Source organism: Burkholderia sp. MSMB1589WGS (genome assembly GCF_001636105.1).
Taxonomy (GTDB): Bacteria; Pseudomonadota; Gammaproteobacteria; order Burkholderiales; family Burkholderiaceae; genus Burkholderia; species Burkholderia humptydooensis.
The window spans coordinates 2,138,014-2,150,215 of the sequence record NZ_LNJT01000008.1; the positions used below are offsets into that span (position 1 = coordinate 2,138,014).

Below are 12,202 nucleotides of genomic sequence, written 5' to 3' on the forward strand. Positions count from 1 at the left end.
AGTAACGGGAAGACGAGCATTATGCCAACTTCGGAATACCTTGATAATGCCAGCAAGAGCTCACACAAAGACTCCGGGTCTGAGGATATGGCCGGGCAACAGGAAGAGCTGAGCTTTGATACACCTCCTGGTGAGGCGTCGACATCTGACATGGACGCATTGAGGTCTCGCCTGCGGGCCACTATCAGTGATTTTCTGCCAGAGTTTTACGAATTTCATCAGACGGGACGCAATATCCTGTTCCCCAAGCCTGTCGACATTAAAACATTGAAAGAGCGAATCAGCTCGATGCGGATACCTGCATTGATACAACCGTTGCAGAAGGAACTGGAACAGGCCGCCAACGCTTTTTTGGACCGGTTCAGACTGTTTCGAAAAGAGAGGGGCAGACATAACTATTCACTGGAATATGTTAAATTTCGCTCAGCGGTGAAAGAGGCGGGCTGGGATGATCGTGAAACACGGGATTATAATGATGCGCTTAAGCATGCAAACCGCTTGAGCGGTTATCTCGCGGAAACGCTGGATCTCATCAGCCTCCTCAATGAAAATCAGGAGCGTTTGTCATCGTGGGAAGATTTCTGGAAAAAAAACTATGATGCGCTCCGCAATGAGATTCTTCCGATGGATGCGGACAATCACGGAAGCCAATATGCAGCCAAAATTCGCGGGAACCTGACTAAAAACAATCCCGAGAACATCAAATTTGAAACTATTGTGAACTCAGTTACGCTGGATGAACGGCTGGTTCGTGAAACTCTAAGCGCGGAGACGAAAGGGCGAGCAGAGAGATTGCTGAGCAGCATAGCACTGACCAGGAAATATGCGGAAAAGACAGATAAAAAAAGAGAAGCCACCAAGTTAGCCAGCTACATCCTTGATCTCTGTCAGGTCTTAAAGGTCGTTATCAAAGCAATCCAGACCAAAAATGAACAAATCCAACCTTCAGCAGACAGAGTGTTCGCTGAACACAGATTGCCTGAGCAGGAAGAAGAGCACACTATAGCAGAGGCAGCAAAACGGCAAATTGTAAAGACGCGGGGAGTGATGACATCGCGAGCACAGCGAGCAAAGGCCGTTTTTGATAAGTTATCTGACAAGGCAAATAAAAATAGGCATCGTATTGCATACAAACTACCTTCCCGTACAGACCCCGATACGGATACAGGCCACGGTAAAACAAACGAAGCTGTCTTTCGGGCCGGCATGATACTCCTTGATAAAATTCAGCAAACTACCGCCAATATATATAAAATCAAACAGGCTACTCGTCCATTGCAGCAAGCAGTGACACAGTCCGATGAACTGGATAAAATATTATATGGCATGCAGGCCATCAGGATATTAGATGAAAAGCTGATTTCTGAATCCGGCAGATGGAAAGGAAAGGCCGAGGGGGCGGAAAATCGACTGCTGCAAGCGCTCGAGATAATGATGCCGCTGAAAGAAGCACGTGAGAAAAATGAATTTCTGTCGAACCTGAGAGCTGAATTAAACCGTGCCTCCCTGGATCCAGCATCAAGAAGCATCATCAGTGATTTTGATGCACATGTAAAAATAATCGTTGAGAGATTGGCCACGATTGAAGCCGGCGTGAATCAGGCCGCAGTACGCCTTTCCAAACATGGTGAAGTAGGTGGGAGAGAACTGAACCAATACCTGTGGCCATTATTGCAGCAGCTAGATCGCATAAAAGGAGAACTGAAAACCAACATTACTCAGGCTACTGGGCGGTCGATCAACAATTTTTCTCGGCATGGCATGTTGGCCAGGAGGATGGGGGAGTGGAATGAGGCTGAGAAGCAACGCTATCTGGAGGAACTTTCTGCAGAAGACCGTGCAGTTGCCGAAACACAATATGACACATTGTTTCTCGAGGTGATTCAGGACTACCTTCCCTTGTTATCCAAGGAGAACGATCCGGAGGGCGAGCGTCTTCTTCAACGGTTGCGCCTCGAAGTGGGCAATGCGGCAGAAGGCACAACGCTTTATCCTGCGACCATGGCCGAAATCCTGGCGGGGATAAAAAGCACTGAAAGAGCAATAAGGGACTGGTCAAGAAGAAAACTGGTCAGGGGCGCCTTTTTGGCAGCCTGTCTGCAAGGTGTCAAGCTGATACCGAAATTGGCATCACTGCCGCTGCGTATCGCTATCAAATTCGTTATCACGGGGGCGAAAGTGGCGTGGGTTGCCCACAAAGGGCAAATAGCCATACGCGGTGGTGAGGGTGATGTAAATGATGAGATAAGGGAATATGCAAAGCGGAGTTTTAAAACTGCAACCATCAAAGTGGTGCTATCACTTCCCCCGGGGCTGGCAACGATGCTGGGGGTTGCCTCGATTGTACTAGACGTTTACGAGGGAGGGTTGCAAGGTGCGGCGAAAAAAATAGCGAAGGATATTGTGGGTGAAGCTCCCTGGCGTGCGCTGGATGTGGGAAGCAGAATGGCGACCATAAATTATACAAAAAAATCGCTGAAAGACTCATTGGATGCAGAAGAATGGTTGCTGGATGATGAGACGGACACTCAGGTAGAAGAACATCACAACGAGTCTGATTCGCAAGAAAATCGTGTGGGTCCCCCAACGGACCCGGGGGAAACGCTCACGCCGTTCAGTGCCCAAAAAGAACTATCGCGTATGGCCGATTCGGCAGACCAGGAGCTAAAGTCACTCGCTGCGCGCCTGCTCGCTCAGCCAGGTATTGGTGAGGTACCACTGTGGCAGTCGAATCTCAACGGCCGCAGCTTTTATAACGTGTCCGGTCGTTGGATAAAATTGAGTGTTGGTGCGTCTGACTGGGAGATGATGCACGAAATTACTCATAGTCTGACTGCGCATAAGTTACGGTACGGACTGAAGCACCCGTCATCAGAACTGGGGCAACTGGTCGCGCGGCTCGATATCCTGCGTAGTAAAGCATCAGCCGCTTATGAAGGTACGGAACCGGACACGCTGTATTACCTGAGCAATCTGGATGAGTTTGTGGCAGGGCTGTATTCTGGCAACAGCGACTTTATTAACCATCTAAAGGCTATAGATGCCGATGGCAGGAGTTTGCTGTCGTTGGTGATGGAGGCTATTTGCTCGGTACTAGGCCTGACCACAGAGCACGAGAGTGCCCTGACCCGGGCAATGGGGCTGACCGATGAGGTGATGGGTAAGAAAATACCGGCTGGCACGGACGAACTTGGCGAAATTGACGACGCAGACAGGGTGCTATTTAGTGCGACGGGTGGCTCGGGAAATACGATTCATAGCGGGAAAGACAGGGCTCTGGACGAGCTAATGGAACGCCATCGTATTCCAAAAAATCTCTGGTTGAAAAAAGACAGCAAAATTAACATAAGAATTAGTGAACATAACATGTTGGGAAATATTATTGCTACGCATCATAAGCAGATCAATATTGACGCGCTTGTCACTAAAAGCGAGAGCGAATGGTTGGATTTATCATTATATACATATCCAGAATTTGAGGTTGTCTGGTCAAGTGCATACCCGTCCGCGTTAAGACAAGAGATACGCACTGCTGCCTTTCGCGAACGATATCTCTCCAGCATCGAAAGGTCGAATGCCGGACCAACAAAGCCGCTTGGTTCTCAAGAACTTCACCCGGTGCCGCAAGTGAGTTCCGAGCGCGGGGTTGGTGAAGCAGTGGTGACTAAAACGCATATTGATGAAAATGAAGAAACCTGGGAATCTGATAATCATCAAAAATTCTCTTTGCAAGGAGAGCGAGATCTGCTTGCCGGTGAGGAAATATTGGTATCGGTTACAAACGAGCTGGGTCTTGTGGAATATATGGAAATTGTCATTCCTGATGACAAGCTCAGTAAAGATAAATGGCCGGCCTATGTTGCATCAATCATAAACGGTAACATGAAATTCACCCGGATTGGGGATGTTGATAGCCAGGATACGGCGGCGCCCATTGACCTGAAAACCGGGGGGGATAACTATTTGTGGACCATGAATGATTGCGTTGTGGAATGGCAAATTATCAGGGAAGGCACAAGTGAGGGGGCGGCAGCTCAGGGTAATGCAAAGGCCGGTAACAACTGGGCTCCAACTCCATATAGATTGGCTTTTTCACGTCCCCCATATTCTGATGAAAGTCTGGTGGTTTGGGTTGAAAATAAGAATAATGGTGAATTGATTGAGAGGCTGGAAATTTCGGCCATTCAAGATCCTGATGTAAAGAAATGGGGTGGTACTATTAATAATAGTGCCAGGCATATTCGGGTTGGCGAGCAATCTCAAGGAGCGTTTGTTCCGGCGAGTGATGTGGCCGGGGGGAATGTTTTTTGGGTGGATAATAACGATTATGTCGTCAAGTATGCGTTGGTTCCCTCGGTGGCCCTTGATAAAAATTTAAAATTACAGCAACGTTATCAATTCCTGAATCAGGTCAAGAAGGATAGTCAGGGAACAAGAATGCATTTTGCTTATAGAAAACGCCATCCATACAACGCGTTGGATCGTGCTGAAATAGGAAGAATTTTCGGGATGGACGCTGGGGCCATCGAGAGAGAGTTAAGTAAAACAAGGAATGAATTGACGGCCGCCGGTCTTTCTCCCGAGGAGGCGACGGACGATAAGGTTTGGGCGAACAAGGAGAGAAATTTTATTAAGGGTGTGGTTGCATTTAGATCCGGCAATCCGTTGTTGGGTTCGTCTGCCGAGAATGTCTCTTTCGCCAAAGCCAAAACAGATGCCCTTCGTTATATTTTGAGCGAGAATCCGGCTCTGGCGAACGGAACTGGAATTTCATCAGCTACAACCGATCAACATCAATTGCTGAGGGCGGCTGATTCCATTTACTCAAAGATGGATATTGAGCAGCAAAATGATTTTATTTTCGCTGCTGCATTGAACTGGAAGCTTGCAACGGATTCCAAATTCGACGATAGAATTTCTACCCTGACGGGTGGTGCGGGTCTTGGTTTATTTTCGCTTCGCGAGGAATTGATTGCGGATTATGGGGCCGAGATGGCGAAACATCTATTTGATACCCATGCTTTTGAGATTCATGATTTTAAATCGCGTAATGAATTTAAAGATGATACGGAATATTTTGCGCAGTTCTCGAACTACGCTAAAAATAATCTGGATGATGATGCGAAAAGGATGTCTCGGCTCCTGGCGAGTCAATCTGGACTCAGTGGCTTCGATTTGAATCGTCCGGCCAAGAGAAGTGTAAAAATAACGCCGAAGGTCCTGTCTCGAACCACAATCACCTACAGGACAGGGAGCAAGGATGATGTTCGGCACAGGTCTTTAATCGGGGATGTTAATTTATTTGAAGCCGATAGTGGTCGATTTTTTATCTACAGCTCAATAGGCGGGCAGGCATTTCTGGAGGATGTGGCGGATATCTTCAATGAAGCTGAGTTGAACGACATGCTAAGAGGGAGGGTAAGTTCGGAATCCGCGAAAAAACTTGAGACTCTGTTAAGCAAAAATGTCTCTCTGGATGATGCTGAAACGGAAGGTGGGTATGGATCATATAATCAAACCATTGGAGAAAGGGTCTACGCCGGCCGCAGCAAGTACCAATTCAGTGCGCAGGTTGAAAGTAACGGGCCGGATGGGAATTTGCAAACAAAACTGAATGCCTTTAATTCTGGCCTTCTTAGGCGCACGGTAAATCAGGTGAAGGAGCAGAAATTTCCGCAAAGTGTGTGGGAAAAAGTTCGTGATTCGATGATCCCGTTTTATAAGCGCTGGAGTCGTTCGTCTACTGATCCGGATTACGTGCATAGTGATGAAGACTCATATCATGATTTAATGAATTTATTTGGACTTGCCTCTGTTGGTGCCGCGGGTGGTAGTGGAGCAGCGAAATCCGGCAGGGCTCTGTCGGCCGTATTTCGTAACAGCGCGCCAGCTAATGCGCGGGGCATGCTGGCATTGTTTGCGCGGGGGGCACGGGCCGCCGCGCCTGGATTGCGCGAATCGCTAAAAGGGATGACAACACAGTTGGCCGCTGAAATGTTTCCGCCACTTGATTTGGTCAGAGCGGCTCGTGTGGGTGGCAAATATGCGCGACGTGCGTTCACGGCGCCTGATAGTATGAGTGGGCTTCAGGGCATGGCTGGGAGAGGCGGTCAGTCGCTCCGGAGTAGTACACCGTTCGACCCTAAAAACAGTGTTAATGTTGATTTGTCTGACGCGCAACGCTATCAGCCATTGGGCTATAACTCTGTAAATGCACCGAATAATTTGTTTACAAAAGACGGTCGAACATATCTTAGGCAAAACGGTAGCATTTTCGAGTTGGACGCAACTCAAGGAGGAAGAACGTTAAGGGTTCGAATTCCTGGTCAAACGCCTCATACTGGCCCGGAAATAATACATACAAGCGCAGGCTTTATAAGGAAGGAGCCGAGTGGGCTAGGAGGAGGGCGGGAGTGGGGGGGGGCGCGAGTACCGCTGGGTGATAATCGCGGCCAACCCATCCGGGGTACGCTCGGGCGTCCTCTCTATGGTCGGGATAATCCGCTTTCAAAGCCCCGATTGGACCTGAACGAAGCAGGTCAATGGCCGGGCGCGCAAGGAAAGCAGCCTGGGGAGGGGCCGATGCCAGTAGTACGTCCAACGGATACTCCGTGGCCAGGCGCACGGGGAAAGCTGCGTGATGAATGAGGTCGGCAGCGACCCTGCTTCGATTCCACGTACAGCAAGAGGTTTGAAACTTTTTGACTGTACGGAGAGCATGACAGCGAGGGAGGTGCCGAGAAGGCGATATCCGAAGGAATTCAAGCTGGAGGCGTCGCGTTTAGCCGAATCAGTCGGCCAGCGCGAAGTCGCTCGCAGGCGGGATGTGCCGCTGCGACTGATCGCGGCAGTTCGCGGACAGGAGAAAATTATGTCCCATGAAGTGGTGATGGTCGGTGGGGTACGGACGGCGATTGGCGAATTTGGTGAAAGCTTATCGAAAACCACGCCGGGCGAGTTGGGTGCGTTAGTCGTTCGGTAGGCTATGCGTCGTGCAGGTGTTGGAGAGGGTGAGGTCGAGCATATCGTCTTCGGCAACGTGCACCAAACCAGTTCCGCAGACATGTATCTTTCCCGCGTCGTCGCCATTCAGGGCGGCGTAGGGAATCAGGCTGCGGCACTCACCATCAATTGCCTGTGCGCGTCCGGCCTTCAAGCGATCATAAGCGCGGCGCAATATATCGAGCTGGGTGATGCACGCATCGCGATCGCCGGGGGAGCGGAGGTCATGAGCCGAATCCCGCATATGCTGTCAGGGCTTCCGCATGAAGGCCCCCATGAATCAAGGCTGAGAGCGGAAAAGGTTGTTGTAAACATTTGGCGTCTCAGGTTTACTCTCGATTTTTGCCGGACGAGAGATGCCAACGATCATGGACGCGTTTGCCGAACTGCGAGACCCGCGCTGCCGCGCCTGCCGTTATCCGTTGCAGGAAATCCTGTTTGCCGCCCTGTGCGCGGTTTTATGCGGCGTCGAGGACTGGGAGACGATGACACTGTGGGGCCGCACGCAGCTTGCTTGGCTGCGTAGCCATCTGGCGTATGAGAACGGCGTGCCGTCGCCCGATACGTTCCGGCGGGTATTCGGCGCGCTCAGTGCGAAAGCGTTTGAGCGCTGCTTCATCGACTGGGTCGGGCAACTGTGTCCGGCGCTGGCTGGCCAGCATGTGGCGATTGACGGCAAGGCGGTGCGCGGCAACCGTAGCGGCACGCATGCGGCGCTGCATTTGGTGTCGGCATGGTGCTCGAACAACGGCTTGAGCCTCGGGCAAGTGAGCACGGCCGATAAGAGCAATGAGATCACGGCGATCCCGGAATTGCTGGCCGCGCTCGATTTGCAGGGCGCGACGATAACGATCGACGCGATCGGCACGCAGCACGAGATCGCACGCACGATCGTGGAGGCCGGGGCCGACTACGTTCTGGCGGTCAAGGACAATCAGCCGCGACTGGCCGAAGGCGTGCGCCAGTGGTTTGCGGCTGCCCAGGACGGCAAGCTCGAAAGCTCGTACTGGGAGCACACCGAACATGACAAAGGCCACGGGCGGCTGGAGACCCGGGTTTGCCGGGTCAGCGATGATGTGGCGTGGCTGAGCGGGACAGGACAGCACTGGGCGGGTCTCCAGCGGCTGGTGATGCTTGAGCGCACACGCCAGATTGGCGAGAAAGTGACGACCGAGCGCTGTTACTACATCAGCTCGAAAGCGGTGAAAGCAACTGAGATGGCTCCGGTCATCCGTGCTCATTGGGGCATCGAAAACCAACTGCACTGGGTCCTCGATGTCTCGTGGGGCGAGGATGCCAGCCTGATCCGCGACACCCTGGCCGCCCGCAACATGGCCAGTCTGCGCAAGATCACACTCAATCTCGCCCGGCTGGCTCAGAGTCGGCAGCCCAAGAAGGTGAGCCTGAAGAACATCCGTAACCTCGCCGCATGGGATACCGCTATGCGTGACTCCATCCTCGGCCTTGCCTGACATGCCTCTTCATGCGGAAGCCCTGCATATGCTGTCCGGGCTGCGTACCGGCCAGCGCATGGGTGATACGATCGTTGTGGATATGCTGGCGGGTGGCCTGACTGATCCTTTCAATCGGATGTTGATGGGCGAAATTGCCGAGCGTATGGCGTGCGACGAGAAAATTTCCCGTTCCGAGAAAGACGAATATGCGCTCAGCTCCCATCAGCAGGCTGCGCTTGCGCAGTCCAAAGGTCGATTTAGTCAGCAAGTCGTTCCGGTCACGATTCCCGGAACGGGGGGGCGATACACAGTTCGAGATAATGAACGCGTCAAGACGGGCATTTCGCTTGAGGAACTCGCCAGGATGCGACCGGCATTTGCGAAGAATGGAACCGTGACTGCCGGCAATGTGTCAGGCATTAACGATGCGGCTGCTGCCATCGTGCTTATGGACTGGGAAACGGCGGCTCGTCGTGAGGTGCATCCTCAGGGGCGATTGGTTGCGTATGCTCACGTCGGGGTTGATCCACTCCAGATGGGTTTAGGCACGGTGCCGGCGACGCGCCGGGTGCTCGAAAAAGCCGGGTTGGTGATCGACGAGATGGATGTCATCGAGGTGAACGAGGCATTTGCGGTGCAGACTATCGCAGTCGTTCGTGCGCTGGAATTGCCACTGAATAAAGTCAACCCGAATGGTGCAGCGATCGCGCTTGGCCACCATGTCGGAGCGACAGGGGCCATCCTCATCGTCAAGGTCCTTGCCGAGCTCGAGCGCATAGGCGGACATTATGGGCTCGTGACACTCTGCATAGGCGGCGGCCAGGGGATGGCAATGATTGTTGAGCGGCTCGCTCTTGCTGGCAAGTCGAGCGCATCTCAAGTCTTGGACTGAATTATTCGATAAATGCAGGGGACTTCAACTCCGGGCTGAAACAGGAAAGGTTGATGGATGGGAAGCGCGAGTAAGGTAAAGATTACCTTAACTCGGTTCTATCACCTGCCAATCGATTTCAGGATGCCTGAAACGTCCGAAAGGGGCGCCCAATGGAGAGCGGAATTGAAACTCATCGGAAGCCAGCAGGCACATGCACTCAGCGCGGGCAGATTCGCTGACGAGCTTTAATTCCGCGCACATTCTAATTTGAGCGATGCGGCCCGTATCGGGAATGCGGGGGGCGGCGTTGCCGAATTTTCAAGGCGCAGTTTCTCAGGCGGCCCAGATCAATTGCGGGATGGACCGACAGGTGTTCAGTTGGGCAGTCATCCGCGACCAGCAGCACCGGCGTGATGATCAACATCAATGCAGGGGCGACGGGCAGCTATGTGTTGCCCACCACGCGGACGCCGTTTTCCGTCGACACGTCGAGCGCGATCACCAACAACGGCAACCTGCCGATGTCCGGCAACGGCACGGGCGTTATGAACCGCGGCGCGGCGCTGCTCTGCGTGAACAACGGCAACACGCTCACCAACGGCGCGACCCGCGTAATTTCGACGACGGGCGCGTACAACGACGGGATGGCCGCAAACGGCAACAACAACACGCTCGTCAACAAAGGCACGATTACAACCACAGGCAACAATTCGTACGGGATGACAGCCGCGTGGTGGCAGAGCAATCCCGGCGCGTCGGGCAACCAGATCGTCAATACGGGCACCGTGACGATGTCCAGCAACAACGCGCACGCGGCGTCGCTGCTCGGCGGCAACGGCACGATCACCAGCGGCACGAGCCAGACCACGGGCACCGCGACGAGCGGCGGCAGCGTCGACGCGGTCGTGTCGAACACGCTCGGCAGCTCGTTCACCGCGACGATCACGAACCAGGCCGGCGGCAGGATCATCAGCAATAACGGCATCGGCGTGCGCTCGACCAACGGCGCGACGACGATCACCAACGCGGGGCTGATCCAGGGCGGCGGCGGCACCGCGATCCAGGGCGGTAACGGCAACGTGACGCTAATCCTGCAGACGGGCTCGCAGATCGTCGGCACCGCGAGCGGCGGCGCCGGCACCAACACCAAGACGCTGCAGGGCACGGGCACCGCGTCGAACGCATTTACGAACTTCCAGAGCCTGACGATGGCCGGCACGAACTGGACGTGGGCAGGCACCGGCACGTTCTCGACCGCGCTCGTGCAGAGCGGCACGCTGAATCTCACCGGCACGCTCGGCACGACGACGGCGTCCTTCGTCGCGACCGTCAACGGCCTCGTGCGCTTCCAGCAGGACAGTGCCGGCACGTACACGGGCGCGATCGGCGGCACGGGCGCGGTGGAGAAAACCGGCGCGGGCACGTTGACGGTCGCGCCTGCGGCCGCCGGCGGCAACACGTATTCGGGCGGCACGACGATCACGCAGAGCACGCTGTCGGTCGCGGCCGACAACGCGCTCCGCGCATCGTCAGGAAGTCTGACCTTCAACGGCGGCACGCTGCAGCTCGGCAGCGCGTTCAATCTCGCGTCGGGCCGCGCGGTGTCGATCACGTCGAACAACGGCACGATCGATACGCAGGGTTTCAACTCGACGTTGACGCAGGGCATCACGGGCGCGGGTTCGTTGACCAAGTTCGGCAGCGGTACGCTGACGTTGAACGAAGCGAGCAGTTATGCGGGCGGTACCAACGTCAAAGCGGGCACCGTGATCGTCGGCGACGGCACGAGCGCGTCGGCAGCGCTGGGCGGTGGCGGGCCGGTGACGGTGGCGTCGGGCGCGACGCTCGGCGGCTACGGCAGCGTCACGGGCAACGTGACGAACAACGGCACGCTCTCGGTCGCGAACGCGCTGGTGAGCCTCGCGAGCGGCACGATCGGCAATTTCCAGATCAACGGCAACCTGACGAACGCGGGGCTCGTGCAACGCGCCGGCAGCGGCGTCGGTAGCACGCTGACAGTGGCCGGCAACTACGTCGGCCAGAACGCGACGATCGCATTGAACATGACGCTCGCCGGCGACGGCGCGCCGTCGGACAAGCTGATCGTCAGTGGTGGCACGGCGAGCGGTGCCAGCACGCTGAAGGTGACGAACGTCGGCGGCGCGGGCGCGCAGACGACCGGCGACGGCATCCAGGTCGTGCAGGCGACCAACGGCGCGACGTCGAGCGCGAGCGCGTTCACGCTGTCGGGCGGCGCGGTGAGCGCCGGCGCGTATTCGTGCTTCCTCGCGAAGGGCGGCGCGGCGACCGGCACCGGCGATAGCTGGTACCTGCGCAATACGGTGCCGCCGAAGCCGGAGCCGCCGGTCGTCGAACCAGGGCAACCGACACCGCCGCCGGTGACGCCTGTCACGCCGGCCAAGGGCACGCCCGAATCGATCGTCGAAGCCGTCACCGATGCAGGCACCGGCGGCAACCCGGAACCGATCTACCGCCCCGAAGTGCCGCTGTATGCCGAAGCGCCGGCCGTCGCGTGCCAGCTCGGGCTGCTGCAGATCGACACGTTCCACGACCGGCAGGGCGAACAGGGGCTGCTGAGCGAGAACGGCCCGATGCCCGCGTCGTGGGCGCGCGTGTGGGGCGGCAACAGCAACATCAAGCAGAAGGGCGACGTGACGCCGTCGTTCGACGGCACGGTGTGGGGGATGCAGGTCGGCCAGGATCTCTATGCCGACGCAGGGTCACATCCCTCTTGCAAGCACGTTCGGACGGAAGTTGTGCCGAGCATTCCAGGTTGATTGTCATATCACCTATCAACATCGATAGGTGCTTTTTTATTTTTTAATCATATAATTATATTGCCTGGGCGGTG

4 protein-coding genes and 1 pseudogene are annotated in these 12,202 nt (G+C 55.1%); all 5 read left to right on the top strand.

Features of this window, described 5'->3' with window-relative positions; all coding sequences use genetic code 11:
- The first annotated feature begins 21 nt into the window (after window positions 1-21).
- Window positions 22-6,648, top strand: a complete 6,627-nt coding sequence (locus WT16_RS34090; protein ID WP_156521508.1) for a hypothetical protein — start codon at window positions 22-24, stop codon at window positions 6,646-6,648.
- 223 nt (window positions 6,649-6,871) lie between these two features.
- A pseudogene (locus tag WT16_RS32980) lies at window positions 6,872-7,246 on the top strand (beta-ketoacyl synthase N-terminal-like domain-containing protein); the annotation flags it as partial.
- Window positions 7,247-7,358: 112 nt separating this feature from the next.
- Entirely contained in the window at window positions 7,359-8,474 is a 1,116-nt protein-coding gene (locus WT16_RS26740; protein WP_015601316.1) for an ISAs1 family transposase, read from the top strand.
- A gap of 28 nt (window positions 8,475-8,502) precedes the next feature.
- On the top strand, window positions 8,503-9,348 hold the full coding sequence (locus WT16_RS26745; protein ID WP_063534596.1) for an acetyl-CoA C-acyltransferase: 846 nt from the start codon (window positions 8,503-8,505) through the stop codon (window positions 9,346-9,348).
- Between the two features lie 395 nt (window positions 9,349-9,743).
- Entirely contained in the window at window positions 9,744-12,128 is a 2,385-nt protein-coding gene (locus WT16_RS26750) for an autotransporter-associated beta strand repeat-containing protein (protein WP_231892115.1), read from the top strand.
- The last annotated feature ends 74 nt before the right edge of the window (window positions 12,129-12,202 follow it).

Excerpts from the sequence above, each read along its gene's own strand:
- WT16_RS34090 (WP_156521508.1), top strand. The coding sequence starts at position 22 with ATGCCAACTTCGGAATACCTTGATAATGCCAGCAAGAGCTCACACAAA.
- WT16_RS26740 (WP_015601316.1), top strand. The coding sequence starts at position 7,359 with ATGCCAACGATCATGGACGCGTTTGCCGAACTGCGAGACCCGCGCTGC.
- WT16_RS26745 (WP_063534596.1), top strand. The coding sequence starts at position 8,503 with ATGCTGTCCGGGCTGCGTACCGGCCAGCGCATGGGTGATACGATCGTT.
- WT16_RS26750 (WP_231892115.1), top strand. The coding sequence starts at position 9,744 with ATGATCAACATCAATGCAGGGGCGACGGGCAGCTATGTGTTGCCCACC.